Source organism: Photobacterium sp. GB-72 (assembly GCF_003026095.1).
Lineage (GTDB): Bacteria > Pseudomonadota > Gammaproteobacteria > Enterobacterales > Vibrionaceae > Photobacterium.
Map to the genome: position 1 here is coordinate 417,742 of NZ_PYNV01000002.1, position 15,037 is coordinate 432,778.

The 15,037-nt window shown below is 39.1% G+C and carries 14 protein-coding genes; 4 read left to right on the plus strand and 10 right to left on the minus strand.

The features are described 5' to 3' along the window. Positions 1-85: 85 nt before the first annotated feature. Positions 86-274 (plus strand): DUF4250 domain-containing protein, encoded by a 189-nt coding sequence (locus C9J40_RS05100; RefSeq protein ID WP_005368511.1) that lies wholly within the window; start codon positions 86-88, stop codon positions 272-274. 51 nt (positions 275-325) lie between these two features. On the opposite strand, the gene metR is transcribed toward C9J40_RS05100, so the two are convergent. The 9 genes from metR to C9J40_RS05145 form a co-directional block, all read right to left on the minus strand. After that, complete coding sequence (gene metR, locus C9J40_RS05105) at positions 326-1,237, minus strand: HTH-type transcriptional regulator MetR (protein WP_107246003.1); 912 nt, start codon at positions 1,235-1,237, stop codon at positions 326-328. Between the two features lie 380 nt (positions 1,238-1,617). After that, the gene (locus C9J40_RS05110) at positions 1,618-2,067 is read right to left on the minus strand and encodes an META domain-containing protein (RefSeq protein ID WP_107206294.1); all 450 of its coding nucleotides are present in this window, start codon (positions 2,065-2,067) and stop codon (positions 1,618-1,620) included. A gap of 335 nt (positions 2,068-2,402) precedes the next feature. Further along, positions 2,403-4,055, minus strand: a complete 1,653-nt coding sequence (locus C9J40_RS05115; RefSeq protein WP_107246005.1) for a mechanosensitive ion channel family protein — start codon at positions 4,053-4,055, stop codon at positions 2,403-2,405. A 244-nt stretch (positions 4,056-4,299) separates the two neighbouring features. Continuing rightward, entirely contained in the window at positions 4,300-4,635 is a 336-nt protein-coding gene (locus C9J40_RS05120) for a DUF1971 domain-containing protein (RefSeq protein WP_045084364.1), read from the minus strand. A gap of 25 nt (positions 4,636-4,660) precedes the next feature. Next, entirely contained in the window at positions 4,661-5,296 is a 636-nt protein-coding gene (locus C9J40_RS05125) for an alternative oxidase (RefSeq protein WP_105059943.1), read from the minus strand. Between the two features lie 177 nt (positions 5,297-5,473). Then, positions 5,474-6,223, minus strand: a complete 750-nt coding sequence (pstB, locus tag C9J40_RS05130; RefSeq protein WP_107206297.1) for a phosphate ABC transporter ATP-binding protein PstB — start codon at positions 6,221-6,223, stop codon at positions 5,474-5,476. Positions 6,224-6,239: 16 nt separating this feature from the next. Beyond that, positions 6,240-7,127 carry a phosphate ABC transporter permease PstA gene (gene pstA, locus C9J40_RS05135; protein WP_107206298.1) on the minus strand — a complete coding sequence of 296 codons (888 nt, stop codon included), beginning with the start codon at positions 7,125-7,127 and terminating at the stop codon, positions 6,240-6,242. Positions 7,128-7,132: 5 nt separating this feature from the next. Beyond that, positions 7,133-8,044 carry a phosphate ABC transporter permease subunit PstC gene (gene pstC / locus C9J40_RS05140; RefSeq protein ID WP_107206299.1) on the minus strand — a complete coding sequence of 304 codons (912 nt, stop codon included), beginning with the start codon at positions 8,042-8,044 and terminating at the stop codon, positions 7,133-7,135. 86 nt (positions 8,045-8,130) lie between these two features. After that, positions 8,131-8,952: a phosphate ABC transporter substrate-binding protein gene (locus C9J40_RS05145; RefSeq protein WP_107206300.1), complete on the minus strand. Its 822-nt coding sequence runs from the start codon at positions 8,950-8,952 to the stop codon at positions 8,131-8,133. A 450-nt stretch (positions 8,953-9,402) separates the two neighbouring features. Here C9J40_RS05145 and C9J40_RS05150 point away from each other — a divergent pair, with 450 nt between their 5' ends. The 3 genes from C9J40_RS05150 to C9J40_RS05160 all read left to right on the plus strand — a co-directional run bounded on the left by C9J40_RS05150 (position 9,403) and on the right by C9J40_RS05160 (position 12,270). Continuing rightward, a complete protein-coding gene (locus C9J40_RS05150; protein ID WP_107246007.1) occupies positions 9,403-10,317 on the plus strand; it encodes a LysR family transcriptional regulator in 915 nt (304 codons plus the stop codon). Positions 10,318-10,627: 310 nt separating this feature from the next. Beyond that, the gene (locus tag C9J40_RS05155; protein WP_107206302.1) at positions 10,628-11,893 is read left to right on the plus strand and encodes a NupC/NupG family nucleoside CNT transporter; all 1,266 of its coding nucleotides are present in this window, start codon (positions 10,628-10,630) and stop codon (positions 11,891-11,893) included. A 101-nt stretch (positions 11,894-11,994) separates the two neighbouring features. Further along, positions 11,995-12,270, plus strand: coding sequence for a hypothetical protein (locus C9J40_RS05160; RefSeq protein WP_107206303.1), 276 nt, complete (start codon positions 11,995-11,997; stop codon positions 12,268-12,270). 82 nt (positions 12,271-12,352) lie between these two features. Here the strand turns inward: C9J40_RS05160 and C9J40_RS05165 are convergent, their stop codons facing one another. After that, on the minus strand, positions 12,353-14,893 hold the full coding sequence (locus C9J40_RS05165) for an Ig-like domain-containing protein (RefSeq protein WP_107246008.1): 2,541 nt from the start codon (positions 14,891-14,893) through the stop codon (positions 12,353-12,355). Positions 14,894-15,037 lie beyond the last annotated feature (144 nt).

Consider the following 15,037-nt stretch of genomic DNA (forward strand, 5'->3'; position numbering starts at 1 on the left):
TTTTGTATTGGTTATCTACGTCTATGCTTAATGAGTAACATGAACACTTTTTAATTAAGCCATTATGTAGGGAGCTGGAAGGTGTATGGAAATTAATAATCTACTGAGTATGGATGGCAATATTGTCATTGGGATAGTGAATGAACGCTTACGTTTAGAGTGCAGTAGCATGTCTGAATTATTAAGTCGTTATGAACTAGATGAAGGCGAATTGACAGATAAGTTGGCACAGCTAGGCTATCAGTATGATCCAATAACCAATCAATTCCGATAATACATTAATCTATAAATTAGCCTCATAAGTGAGGCTTTTGTTTTGTCTAAATTATGCCGACTTAATACCTTCTAAATGGAGCTGGCATTGTTGCCTTGCCGTTGCGAAAAAAGCTTGTAGATAGTGACGTTGCTGTTCTGATGCTCTAATCGCAGCAAATAAACGTCGCCATAAACCTTGCTCTAACGGCTTACTTACGACTAACCCCTGTTGCGCAAAATCATGAATAGCCCAATTAGGTAGTACGGCAACGCCTAATCCAGCCGACACCATTTGCACAAGCATCAAAGTATTATCCGCCTGTTTCCAAGCTTTCGGCTCTATGCCAGCAGGTTGTAGGAAATGTTTCACGACATCTAAACGATTTTTTTGTACGGGATAACTCAGCATGGTGTGAGCGGCAATATCTTGCGGTGTGATAAAAGGCTTTTCTGCTAAAGGGGAATTAACACTAACGATTAATCGCATTTCAAAATCAAATAAAGGTTCATAATGGATCTCGCTACGTGGCTGAATATCAGACGTGATCACTAAATCTAGCTCACCGCAAGCAAGAGCAGGTAATGGTTCGAAGCCAAAGCCTGATGAGAAGTCTAGTGTTACAGCTGGCCACTGTCCCTGATATTCCTTCAATGCAGGCATTAGCCATTGAAAACAGGAATGGCATTCAATCGCCATATGTAAGCGACCATTCGCATCTTGTTTTATGTTAGCAAGTTCATGTTCTGCATGAGTGATTTGCGGAATAATTGTATCTGCAAGGTTTAATAAAATATCACCTTCTGCAGTAAATTTTACAGGTCGAGTTTTTCGTAAAAATAGCTGACCACCAAGACGTTGTTCCAGATCTTTTAATTGATGAGAAAGAGCCGATTGGGTCAAACACAATGTATTAGCTGTCGCTGTTAATGAGCCAGTATCTCGTAATACTGATAATGTTCTAAGATGTTTTAATTCAATCATGCTTGTCTACGTCCTTGTGAAAGCGTGTTCTTTTATCAACTTATCGTTTTTTGCTATAACCCAAACATCTAGATGGCTACACGTCCATATTAGCGTGGATGAGTTTATATCGCCATACAATCAACATGAGAAATATTCATAATCAAAGTGAATATTTGGATGTCAACGTGTAGACAACAGAAAGCAAATCAAAAATTTTGCAACTCTGATTGTGGTTTGAAAACACATAACTAGGTTGAAACGGATGCAGCACTTGAAAATATGGTCAGTACAGAAATTACTACGTCAATAGTTTATTAAAACAGTAGGATAAATAAGTAAAAGAGAGAAATAAAAAAGGCAGCTTCAAGGCTGCCTGTCTGTTTTTCTAAAGTAAATGCTTATTTAGTATCAGCAACTTTTTTCGTGAACGTTAATGTGTGTTTTGCATTTGTTAGTGTCAGCGTGTCGCCAGAAATAGCAACTTTGTTCCAGTCTGATAATGATTTTGAAAATGTTTGCTCAACTTTCATTGCATCGTCAGGACAAAGCATCATTGTCATCCCCATTTTTTCAATGCGTAGTTGTCCATCTTTAAGCTCTGCTTGACCAAAGTAACGGTTGCACCCTGCGTTACCGTTAGCGGCAAGATCCGAAGATAGTTCTAGACTAGGGGCTTGGAAAGGTGCTTGTAATGCAAGAGCTTTGTGATCGATTTGAACTAATTCCCAGTTGCCATTGCTGATTTCGTTTGCAGTGACTTTATGTGGCGCTGAGTTCATAGCACTGTTACCTGCACAAGCGGTTAGCATCAAAGGAAGTACCAAAACTGATAAAAGACGCTTTTTCATAATAATCATTCCTGAATAAATTCTATTTTTAAGTCGGCGTTATTGTACACTGTTTCATTATATAAATAACTATAGCTTACATTACTCTACCAGAGTATTACTTTACATTTATTTACGTAACCAAATGTAATTCGTTATGCTAAGTATAAGATTATTTGAAGATTTAATTATTCCAAATCTCTCATATTGTAACGTGTTATCGCTGATGAATCATGTTTTAAGAGAGAAGGCATGGATATAACGTGATGGTTATAAAATGACGAATATAGCTAGCGCTAAAAAGGGCAGGTATTACAGAGATGAGGTAATACCTTGCCCATACTTATTTGGTCTATTTAAGCTTTTTTAGATTCAATTGCTTTTTCAACCATATGCAGGTGTACATCTTGCTGTGGGAATGGGATTGAAATACCTTCACGATCAAAGCGCATCTTCACTTCACGTGTGATATCCCAGTATACATCCCAGTAATCGTCTGTTTTCACCCAAGGGCGTACGATAAAATCAACAGATGAAGAGTTTAGAGTGTGTAATTTAATTGTTGGCTCCGGGCTACGTAGTACTGCCGGATGCTCAGAAACAATGTCATTTAACACACGTTCTGTTTTTTCAATGTCATCGCTGTAACCAATACCAAAGATCATGTCTACACGACGTACTTTTTCGTGCGTTACGTTCTTTATGATATCACCCCAAATTTTACTATTTGGGATCATTAGCATCTCGTTACTGAATGTTTTGATTGTGGTGTTTACAAGACTCATATGGCTTACTTTACCCGTAATACCACCAGCTTCAACCAGATCACCGACATCAAATGGACGGTAAATCAGTAGCATCATACCTGCAGCGAAGTTTGATAGCGTATCTTGTAATGCGAAACCAACAATAATACCGGCAACACCGAAACCCGTTAGAATAGGGGCTAGGTTTAGGCCAATTTGAGATAAAGCAATAAGTAAACCAATAGCAAAAACGGCTTTCCCTGACATAGAGATAAAGAACTCTTGCATCAAGATAGACATGTTTAAGTTCTTTGTAGAAACTGCACGCTTTACCATTTTTCTTACAATGTTTTTCAATGTTTTGAATGCAAAGATGATCAAAACAAAAATAAACACTTTAAATAGCATTTGTGGCAGGTTGCTTAGTAACCAATCTTTTAGATCTGTTGTCCAACCCGATGCGATAGACCAAATAACTTTGCTATTTAGCAAATCATCAGTAACGTTACCGGTTTGTTCGAATAGTTGTTTTTTGTACTCAGCAGTATCAATACCTACCGTATCTGCAATCTCAATCAGATTTTCTAAGTTAGTCGTATCATTATCAACTTGACGTTGAGCTAGGATCTGGGAAAGTTGAAGTGTACTTTTTTCACTTTCACTGGCTGATTTTAATTGCTTATTAGCAACATCTAATGCTTGGCTATCAAAAGTTAGAGATGTTGAAGTAAATGCTAGGCGGTGCTCAATTTTGTCGGTTAATTCTTTTACAGCTTGTGGGGCTGGTTTTCCTAGCTTTTCTAGCCACTGATAATTTTGCCATTCTTCTTTTAGAATTGAAGTTGAAAACTGACGTGTTTCAGCTATTGTTTTTAAAGCAACAAGTTTGTCAGCATCTTTAGCTTTATCGAGAACTTCCTGATCTCGTGTTAATTTTTCATCAAGAAATTTATTGGCTTCTCTAACAAATACAACTTGTTTATCTACTTGTGTTAACAGCAACTTTTTATCGACATCGTTGCTTTTAATCATACTCGCGAGAATATCACGAAGTTCGTTATTTTTATTTAGTATTTGTAAGCGGACTACATCGAGAGAAGATCCCGTTAATGTAGTTGTCTCCTTAGATAAGGTTACTATTTCACTATTGAGTTGAAGTAGTTGCTCTACTTTAGGATTAACGGTTTGCTTGGACGTATCGGTCTTACTCTCGGCAAAGCTAAGAGAAGACATAAGTAATAATATTAATACCAGAAAGCGCATAATGCGGTTAACTCCTACTGGTGTAAACATAATCAAAGAAAAGCCATATATACAATTCAATTAATGCATATTTTTGCTGGCTAGAGAAAATAGGCGCAGATTATATATTAGTTTTAAAGCGGAAAGTTAGAAATTTGCAAGTAATCAACAAGAAGAATGGGTGGTACAAATAATCGTTTAAGTTGATATGAAAAATAGAAAACCACGACAATTTAGTGACTTGTCGTGGTTTATTGTAACTTTATTATGAACGTTCATTTAAGTTTTGGCGCGCTATCTCACTGTCTTTGTCTGCATAGAAATGGACTTGAAATTGAGTATCAGGTGTCATTAATTCAACTTTATGCCAGTATTGAGGCGGGCTGATGAGTGAGTCATTTGCCTGAATAACAACCTCTTGTTCGATTTCTCCTCGTCTTTCTGTAAAGCCATAAAATTTCAGAGTCCCAGATATAACACTAATTTTTCCGTATACACCTTCACGGGTGTTGTGCTCATGAACTAACATTTTCGGCACAGTGTCACGATTAAATACTGAGGTTGATTTGTAGTTAATAAAGCTATTAGGAATAGATGCCATAAGTTCTCTCCAATATTATTTTTGATTAGGCTTGGTGAGCTGGTAAATCCTTGTTTTGATAACAATCAGCAAAGTTATGATTACGATCGCGATGTTTAGCTTCATCTTCTCTGATTCTTAATACAACATCTCGCAGTTTTGCATCATCATGTAACTCATAGTAGTTAATTGCAATTTGTGGCGCTGCGACATTTTCAAGTTCACCACTATCAATTTTTTCTAAAAATTCGGTATAGCTTTTACAAGCTTCCTCTTCAAAGTAACCCACGACACGGTGCGCAATCTTTGATGAAGTGAGGTAAATAATACTGTATACACAGATGAAAACGGCTTGCCCTAATAAGACAAGTCCACGTTCAACCCAGCTTGGTTTAGCGATATCTAAAAAGATCATTAAGTGCATACGTTCATTATCTGCTTCACTTAATAACTCTTTGATCCACCCCTCATCATCTTTCATTCGGCGAAGGGCTTTTAAATGGTTAAACATACCGGCAACCATACCTGGTACGGCAGCAATGGTTTCTAAAATCACAGCACGTTTAGCGTATTTTTTGCCATAGAAAATATTAAGAGAATACTTGAGAAGCTGTGTGATTTTATACGCTAGGCGCTCAGAAAATTTAGTGGTTTCTCTGTGTGTTAAAGCAAAATCTGACATTGGACTACTCGCTCTTTCTTAAACATGTATTAATAATACATGTTTAAATTATTAAAACAAGTATTTAAAATGCAACATATATAAAAAAGCCTCTTCACAAGGAAGAGGCAAAAAGTACCATCGCTATTATTATTCTAAAAAATGCGAAGAGGAAGAACGTTAATTAACTTCTATTAATTAACCAAAATCACCATTTACATAACCACGAGTGCGTTCATCTTGAGGGTTATTAAATAGGTTTTGCGTTTCATCATGTTCTACTAATTCACCCATAAGGAAAAATGCAGTACGGTCAGAGATACGACGTGCTTGCTGCATTGAGTGAGTAACGATAACAATGGTGAAATCTTTCTTCAGTGACTCCATTAAATCTTCAATTTTTTTGGTCGCAATAGGATCAAGTGCAGATGTTGGTTCATCCATCAAAATAACTTCAGGTTTCATTGCGATTGTACGTGCAATACATAAACGTTGCTGCTGACCACCTGATAGGCCAAATGCGTGTGATTTCAAACGATCTTTTACTTCGTCCCATAATGCGGCACCACGAAGAGATTGTTCGACAATCTCATCAAGGGTCTTTTTATCTTTAACCCCTTGTGCACGTAGACCATAAGCAACGTTTTCGTAAATGCTCATTGGGAATGGATTTGGTTTTTGGAATACCATGCCGACTTTAATACGTAGCTGAGCGACATCAATATTGCCATAAACATCTTCACTATCCATGGTCAATGATCCTTTGATGTTTACGCCTTCAATAAGATCATTCATGCGGTTAAGGCAACGAAGTAGGGTAGATTTACCACAACCTGATGGACCAATAAGAGCCGTTACCTGACGATTAGGAATCGGTAAGTTAATTTGTTTTAGCGCTTGGTTCTGACCGTAGTAAAGATCTAGGTTTTCAATATTAAATTTATTCATTTTATCTTCCTCAAAATTAGTAAGTCGCAGTGTTGAAACGGCTCGCAATTAGTTTGGTAATTAAGTTAATGATAAGAACAATCACAATAAGAACAGTGGCAGTACCGTATGCCTGATTCCATTCATGAACGGTGTAAAGTTCTTGGGTTAACTTATAAAGGTGCACGGTAAGCGTTCGACCAGAGTCAAAAACACTTTCAGGTATACGTGCAACCATACCTGCGGTCATAAATACCGGTGCGGATTCGCCAATAACACGACCGACACTGAGGATGATAGCTGTTACAATTCCTGGCATTGCACTAGGAAGAATAAGTCGCCAGATGGTGTAAATTTTAGATGCGCCTAAACCATAAGAACCTTCACGGTAGGTTTGAGGAACAGCCATTAGTGCTTCTTCTGTGGTTCGAATAATAACAGGCAGAATCAAAATACTGAGTGTTAATGCACCCGATAAAATTGAATAGCCAAAACCCATAACAACCACGAAGAATGTCATACCGAATAAACCATAAATAATTGATGGAATACCAGCGAGTGATTCTGTACAGAATCGAATAACTTTAACTAAACGACTGCCTACTTTTGCGTATTCAGTTAAGTAGATAGCCGTCATAATACCTAACGGTGCTGCAACTGAGATAGAAGCAATAACCATATAGATAGTTGAGACGATCATTGGCCAAATTCCTGACTCTTGACCAATAGTGGTATAGCCAGAAGTAATAAAGGACCAATTAACATGGGCTAGACCATTACTTAAAATGTACCAAATCACCCAAAGTAAAAAACCAACCGTGATACCTGCTGATAACCAAATTAAAAATAAAGCGATCTGATCTTTACGTTTTTGTGCTTGCGGGTTGGCTTTGGCCAATACCGATGTATTTGCTGTTAATGACATAACTTTTACCTCGCACGCTCACGGTTTAAAAACAAAAGCGCGCCGTTTAGCATCATGATGAAAACCAGAAGGACAATACCTGTAGCGTACAATGCACTGGCGTGAATACCGGTTGCGTAAGACATTTCGATAGCAATATTTGCCGTTAGTGTACGTGCCGACTCTAATAGACCATCAGGCATAGCAGGGGAGTTACCCATCACCATAATAATTGCCATCGTTTCACCTAGAGCACGAGCAACACCTAAGATGACGCCAGTCATGATGCCTGAGCGAGCTGCCGGAACCAGTAGTTTGAAAATGGTGAACATCGATGATGCTCCCAATGCTAAAGACCCTTCTTTATACGCACGAGGTACAGCGCGAATAGAGGTTTCAGATACCGTAATAACTGTTGGTAAGATCATGACGGCAAGCACGATGATACCCGCCAGAATAGTGTTACCAGCAGGGACATTAAACACTTCTTGGATAAGCGGCACGATAATAACTAAGCCAAAGAAACCATAAACGACAGAAGGAATACCAGCTAATAGTTCGATCATTGGACGAATTAAATCGGCTAGACGTTTTGGGGCTACTTCTGCAATAAAAATAGCAGTTAAAACACCAATGGGTACACCTAACACAACAGCACCAGCCGTTGAAACCAGTGATGCAACGATCATTGGTGCAATGCCGTATAGCGCTGGTGGTAACCAATCAGTACCAAGGACGATACCAGCTACACCAGCTTGCGCAAAGGCAGCATAACCTTCGCGGAAAATAAAGTAGCCAATGGTAATAAGAGATAAAATGCCGATAGCGGCACTTAGCATAAATAGATTTTTAAAGACTATTTCTCGCCAATCAATTCGTTTTTTTGATTTTAGCGAAGAAGTGCTCTTTGCTGTTTTTTCAATATTCGCGATGGTCATTACTTACTCCAGAACCAGTACAAAAGTGACCGGTTACTGACAAACAAAAAACGCTCAGCCCTAATGAGCTGAGCGTAAAATACTAATTAATGTGTAGAAATGAAGCCTTTGTTTTCAACAATTTTCTGTGCGTCTGCTGATTTCATCCAAGATAGGAATTTTAGCGCTTCAGCAGATGGACGGCCTTCTTTGAACACAACAAGGAATGGACGCTGTACTGTGTAGTCACCAGACTTAATTGCAGCAACAGAAGGTTTGTGACCGTCGATCGCTAGCGGTTTAACAGTATTATCTACTGAACCTAAAGAGATATAACCAATAGCAAATGGGTTGTTTGCAACGGTTGTTTTCAGCTGACCATTACCACTAGCAACTTGTGCTTTCTGTGAAATAGCTGAAACTTTAACGCCATTGATTTTTTTCTTTAGTTTCATGATGTCTTCAAAAGCACCACGAGTACCTGATGCTGTATCACGTGTAGCAACAACGATTGGCTTATCTTCACCGCCAACTTGTTTCCAGTTAGTTACTTCACCTTTATAGATTTTTGCAACTTGCTCTTTTGTTAGGTCAGAAACCGGGTTGTTGTTATTAACAACAACAGCGATACCGTCACGAGCAATAACCACTTCTTGTACTTCAGGCGATTCTTCTGATGCTTTAAGTGCACGAGAAGACATACCAAAATCGGCTGAGCCATCGTGTGCAGTACGAATGCCAGCTGATGAACCTGGGCCTTGAACCTCTACTGTTACATCGTTTCCTTTCGCGTAAGTCTCACCAAAAACTTCCATAAGCGGTGTTACTGAGCTTGAACCTACAACAGAGATAGTTTCACCTGCAATTGCTGCAGTGCTAGCTACCATTGTTCCTGCTAAAGCGATTGCACCGATAATCTTTGTTTTCATTTTCCTAGTCCTTCGTGGTTGCTTATTACTGTAGATATAAATGAACGTGACAAAGATTAGGAAAGTTGTGTGACACTTATGTTTCAGAACTTTGAACACTCTATGAATGTTGTCACAAATACTTAATAGGGATTAATTGAGGCGTTAATTGAATGTTATTAAAGCGATAAGTGTGCTTTATCGCTATTTGGTATCTTGTTTTTATGGGGTAATTTATATAGTTACAGCTGCTTGTGAGCGATTTTTCACCTATTTATATGCTCAAAGATTGAATGTTACGATGCGTAGAACTTAATCGTTGTTAGATGAAAGCTTATTTACGATATGAATATGAGCCTCTATATCAGACAGTTGTTTGACACTTTATCTATAGTAAAATGAACGGTTGTAATGGATAGTTAAATTGTAATGACTTCCTAACCAGACTTTTTATGTTAATAAAGGCTATCGATGTTAAAAAAAGCGCAGCAAATGGTGGTGTTTAATGCTCTAACCAAGCAGAAGAGTTTTACAAAGGCTGCTCAATTACTGGAAATTTCGCGTACTCAAGTGAGTAAACTGGTTCAACAATTAGAAGAACGTCTAGGTGTACAACTCGTACAGCGAACAACACGGTCTTTTGCGTTAACAGAATCAGGGCGAATTTTTGCGAAACATTGCGAAGTTGTTGTCGATGAAATTAATGAAGCTGAGAGTGAGCTGTTGATTTTTGGTGATAGCCAGCAAGGATCATTACGGGTGGGTATTGCCCAGTCATTTGCTTCAAATCATGTGGCGCCTTTCATCAATGAATTTCATGAACAAAACCCATTAGTTAATCTTGAACTCAGCTTATTTGATCATCGTGTTGATTTGATCTCAGAGCAATTAGACTTATGGATAGGTTTTATGGATTCTCCTCCTGAAGGTTTTGTTGCTCGTCACTTAACAAATTGTGACTTTGTTCTAGTCGCTAGCCCTGATTATTTAGCAAAATATGGTGTGCCTTATCATCCTGATGATTTACAACATCACAATTGTATTACGTATTTTAGTCGTGAGCGTAAAGACAATATTTGGAATTTCAGCTTAGGTAATGAAGAACAACAGGTGAAGGTAACGGGCAATTATCGAGTGGATTCTGCTGATGCAATACGCGATGCAACCATTTCTGGTAATGGAGTAGGGTACTTAGCGACGTATTTATTAAAAGATGAAATCCGCCAAGGTAAATTAATTCGGTTAATGCCTGATTGGCAGTTAACACAACATATGCCATTGTATGCAGTTTATCCTCGCCATAAGTATTTACCCTCGAAGGTGAATCTTTTTATTGAGTTTATTCGTGAACATATCGCGTTAGGGAATATCTCATGTCAGGTATAGTGAGCCATTAAACTTTTCATGTTGGTAAGTCTTTATTTTCATCAATCATATGATGTAAAAAACAGCAGCGTGACGCAAACGGTTAGCTAAACGCTGTTTTAAATGTTTCTAATTGTAAATTATGGGAACAATACTATCCCATATAAGAACCAATCAAACGCTTTTCGTTTGCTTAGCTTGAAAAGTAGCCGTTTCCTGTGTTTTTTGTTTCTCGATTGTTAATTGTAATAACAATTTGATCCTTGTCACGTTTTTATTTCTCAATAGAATCCCCCCGCAATCGTTTACTACTACACATTGGAGATTGACCATGCATTATTTGGTCGGCATCTTAGGCATTATTGTTATTTTTGCCGTTGGTTTTTCATTTTCAGAAAATCGTCGTGCAATTAATTGGCGTAGCGTGTTGGGTGCATTTTGTATTCAAGTTATTTTTGCGGGCTTCATTTTATACATTCCTATTGGTCGTGTAGTTTTAAACAGCATATCTGGTGCCGTATCCGGTATTCTTGAATATGGCCATGAAGGTACGGAATTTCTGTTCGGTCAATTAGCACAATTTAAATTAGGTTTCATTTTCGCTGTTAACGTTTTGCCTTCAATTGTGTTTTTCTCTGCGCTAATTTCTGTACTGTATTACTTAGGCGTTATGAAATGGGTGATCAGTACGATTGGTGGCATATTACAAAAGCTACTGGGTACAACACGTACAGAGTCAATGTCTGCAACGGCTAATATTTTTGTCGGTTCAGTGGAAGCGCCTTTAGTTGTTCGACCATTTTTGGCTCGAATGACACGTTCAGAATTATTCGCAGTAATGGTTGGCGGTTTAGCATCTGTTGCTGGTGGTACCATGGTGGGATATGCGGGATTAGGTGTTCAGCTTAAGTACCTTATCGCAGCAAGCTTTATGTCTGCTCCTGCAGGTTTGATGATGGCAAAGTTGCTTGTTCCTCAGACTGAAGGTGTTCACACCATGGAAGAAGAAGACGATGGTGAAGAAGACGAACCAGTTAATATGGTTGATGCCGCTTCTCGTGGTGCGTTAAGTGGTTTACAAATAGCTATGGCAGTCGGCGCAAGTTTACTGGCGGTTATCAGTTTAATCGCGCTTGTGAATGGCGGCTTAGGTCATATTGGTAACTGGTTAGCCTCTTTGGGTCAGTGGTTAGGTTTTAACTGGGATGGTTTACATCATTTAAGCCTTGATATGATCTTTGGCTATCTATTTGCGCCTGTTGCATGGTTAATTGGTGTGCCATGGTCAGAAGCAACAACCGCTGCAAGTTTGATCGGTACTAAAATTGCCGTTAATGAATTTATTGCATTCGCTGATTTAATGAAGCCAGAAACTGTCGCTAAATTAAGTGAGCACTCCCAAGCGATTGTGACCTTTGCATTGTGTGGTTTTGCTAACTTAACCTCTATTGCAATGTTAATGGGCGGTTTAGGTGGTATTGTCCCACAACGTCGTCCTGAGATTGCACGTTTAGGTATGAAAGCTATTTTTGCTGCAACACTTGCTAATTTAATGAGTGCGACATTGGCAGGTTTATTTATTCCTCTTTCACTGTAGTATAGAAAGCAGAATAAAATACAAAAACAGAGAGCCTCGGCTCTCTGTTTTTGTATATGTGTTTCAAGTCGCGATTAAATAACAAAAAGGAAACGAATATCATGAAATCTGATGTGGATAAGCTTGTAGCAAAACATGCTGAACTCATTCATAGCGATGGATTGAAAGTTCGCTCACATACTCAGCGAGAAGACGGTGAGTGGATCCTGCATACGTTGATGATTGAAGGTTACGACGTCCCATTTAAATTTAAACGAAAGAAAAAATATCAAAGTTTAAATGGCTGTAAGGTGAATATGACCTATTACCCTGAAGTGATAATGGTGGCAGGGTTTGAAGTTGAAACGATGAAAGTGGTTCGAATTAAGCGCTATTAATGATTTTCCTTATTTCAAAGAAAAACGCCAAGATGCATAAATAGCAACCTTGGCGTTTTTTTATCACGTATATGGATACGGGTTAACGTTGACTATTCATTTGTTGAAGCTTATCTCCGATAGGACCTGAGAAATTAAAGCCATCATGAACATCCCAGTTAATTGACCACGTCATTACACCGCCAAAGTTAGGATACAGTTTAGTCGGTACGACCGAGCCACAGCTACTGCCTTTGGTGACACAATCTAGTGCATCAATAATATTTTGTGTTGGTGCTTGTCCAGAGTTCGCAGAACTTGGTCCTGACGGCAAGCCAATCGCAACTTGATCATCGCGAAGTGGTGCAAATTGACTGCCATCTGCCAGTTCAAACCCTTCTACTAACATTTTGACTGATGCCACCATCATATCAACCGATCCTTCAGGGGCGACTCCTGACGTATATGGATTTGCTAAACCACCGTTGTTATATAGTTGTACATGCAGCAGATTTAGCATGTCACGTAACTCATTTATCATCGGGATGTAAGCGCCCCAAATTCCTGAGTAAGCAATCATGCCGCCTTGAACATAAGGGTGTTCTGGTGCCATGGTTAAATACATATCACCACCAATGTTGGCTTCGATTTGTTTTAACGCAACGGGTAAACGGGCTTGGATCTCTGTGCCATGGAGTAAGTTTGACCCACTTTCTAAGTCAATATCGAGTCCGTCAAATCCCCACTCATTAATAATATCAGTCAAGCTTGAAACAAAGTTTGCTTGGTCGGCATCGTTATTTAAAGTGATAGTACCCTCAGCACCACCCAGTGAAAGAACGATGATTTTACCTTGTGCGCGTAATTCACGAACATCATCTTTAAATTGTTGTGGATCAAGCGGCTCACAACTACTGCGAATGTCACCGTTGTATAAATTAAAGTGAACAGTACCGTCGCTGTTGCGATCATTATCAGCAAATGCGATATCGATAATATCCCAAGCGGGTGAAATATCACGAAGACGTATTGGACAGCCAGAGCCATTAACGAAGTTATGCCAATAGCCAATTAAGTTATGTTGAGTCTCAATCGGTTCTTGAACTTTTACACTGGCTGCGGTTGATAGTGCGGTTTCACCGTTACCATTCGTAGCGAGGGCTGTGACAGTGTAATTACCTGCAGATTGCGCCGTCCAAGAACTGCTATAAGGTGCAGTTTTATCGGTTGCAACAACATTGCCGTTAATAATGAAATCAACTTGTCGAACATCACTGGCTAGTGCTGTCGCTGTTGCTGAAAGGGTGAGTGCTTTACCTAGTGTGACAACAGAGCCACTACTTGGAGATGTTAAGCTAGTAACAAGAGCCTGATCGCTTACAGTAACCGTAGCGCTAGCTTCATTCGTGTTCGCTTCATTATCAGTGGCAACGGCTTTAATCGTGGTATTACCTAAATCTGATGCTAACCACTGTGTGCTATAAGGAGCTGTGAGAACGGTGTCAATAAGTTGTTCGTTAGCATAGAAACTGACTTGTTCGATAGTACCATCGGCATCAGTAGCATCAGCATCAATCATCAGAGTCGTTCCTGCTAATACCGTTTGTTGATCACTAAGAGAGGTGATCTTAACGTCAGGAGCAATGGCGCAAATTCCTAAATCTGTCCATGCATCTGTCCAATACTGTCCCTCACCAGGCTTATAAGCCCAATCAGATGATGATGAACACCAACCTGCGATGTCACAACGGTATTTATGATTATTACTTTCTACCAAATCACCTGCTAGATAATCAGTACCAGATTTAAAGGTTGGAATATCACCACAACCACCACCAACAATAACGTCATCAACAGTAAGAGTTATCGCACTTGATGTGGTTGTACTATTTTCATTGTCTGTTGCTTTGGCTGTAATTTGATGATTACCAGCCGTTGATGTCCATTGTGCAGTGAATGGGGCTGAAGAACTTGTTGCGATTAGTTGGTTATCAACAAAGAACGCTACCTGAGTGACGGAGCCATCTTTATCTTCGGCATTGGCTGTGATCGTTACCGTATCGCCTTCAGAAATAGGAGTATCAGATGTTGGTGAACTAATTGAAATACTTGGCGCAAGGTTTTCACTCGCTGAAACGACACTAATATTCACAACATCTGTTTTAGTGGCATTTTCATTATCCGTTGCTGTGGCTGTAATGGTGTAGTTACCAAGCACCGTTGTCCAATTAATTTGGTATGGGGCTGTATCGACAACTGCAATAGATTGTTGGTTTATGAAAAACTCAACATGTTGAATAGAACCGTCTTTATCACTTGCGTTGGCAGCTAACGTAATATCTGTTTGCGCGGTTAATTGTGCATTATTAAGCGGTGAGATCAGTGTTACGGATGGATCTTGATTCCCACTGCTCATGCAGCTGTCTACTAATGTCCATTCTTGCCAAGGGCCTGAGTGATTTGAAGGCTGATTGCCTTGAGACCACCAATTTGCATTATAGATGTTGTTGTCTTGTTGGACTTGGCTACCGCCATTATAGGCTATATTTGCTTGCCATTTGGCGATATTAGAACAATCTGCCGCGTAAGCATGTGATGTGCTAAAGGCGACGGCTAACGCACAGGTAAGAAGTGTCTTTTGCATTGTCTATCCCTATTGCAGTTAAAATTCCTCGAAAGTGAGTAGAATAATAATGCGAGAGAAAGTGAATAAATGTTAAAAACAAGACACATATTTTTTAGGCTTTATTAAGTCACTCACAGTGTAAATAGAATACAAAGTGAATGT

Coding starts and splice junctions, on each gene's coding strand:
- C9J40_RS05100 (WP_005368511.1), top strand. CDS start 86: ATGGAAATTAATAATCTACTGAGTATGGATGGCAATATTGTCATTGGG.
- metR (WP_107246003.1), bottom strand. CDS start 1,237: ATGATTGAATTAAAACATCTTAGAACATTATCAGTATTACGAGATACT.
- C9J40_RS05110 (WP_107206294.1), bottom strand. CDS start 2,067: ATGAAAAAGCGTCTTTTATCAGTTTTGGTACTTCCTTTGATGCTAACC.
- C9J40_RS05115 (WP_107246005.1), bottom strand. CDS start 4,055: ATGCGCTTTCTGGTATTAATATTATTACTTATGTCTTCTCTTAGCTTT.
- C9J40_RS05120 (WP_045084364.1), bottom strand. CDS start 4,635: ATGGCATCTATTCCTAATAGCTTTATTAACTACAAATCAACCTCAGTA.
- C9J40_RS05125 (WP_105059943.1), bottom strand. CDS start 5,296: ATGTCAGATTTTGCTTTAACACACAGAGAAACCACTAAATTTTCTGAG.
- pstB (WP_107206297.1), bottom strand. CDS start 6,223: ATGAATAAATTTAATATTGAAAACCTAGATCTTTACTACGGTCAGAAC.
- pstA (WP_107206298.1), bottom strand. CDS start 7,127: ATGTCATTAACAGCAAATACATCGGTATTGGCCAAAGCCAACCCGCAA.
- pstC (WP_107206299.1), bottom strand. CDS start 8,044: ATGACCATCGCGAATATTGAAAAAACAGCAAAGAGCACTTCTTCGCTA.
- C9J40_RS05145 (WP_107206300.1), bottom strand. CDS start 8,952: ATGAAAACAAAGATTATCGGTGCAATCGCTTTAGCAGGAACAATGGTA.
- C9J40_RS05150 (WP_107246007.1), top strand. CDS start 9,403: ATGTTAAAAAAAGCGCAGCAAATGGTGGTGTTTAATGCTCTAACCAAG.
- C9J40_RS05155 (WP_107206302.1), top strand. CDS start 10,628: ATGCATTATTTGGTCGGCATCTTAGGCATTATTGTTATTTTTGCCGTT.
- C9J40_RS05160 (WP_107206303.1), top strand. CDS start 11,995: ATGAAATCTGATGTGGATAAGCTTGTAGCAAAACATGCTGAACTCATT.
- C9J40_RS05165 (WP_107246008.1), bottom strand. CDS start 14,893: ATGCAAAAGACACTTCTTACCTGTGCGTTAGCCGTCGCCTTTAGCACA.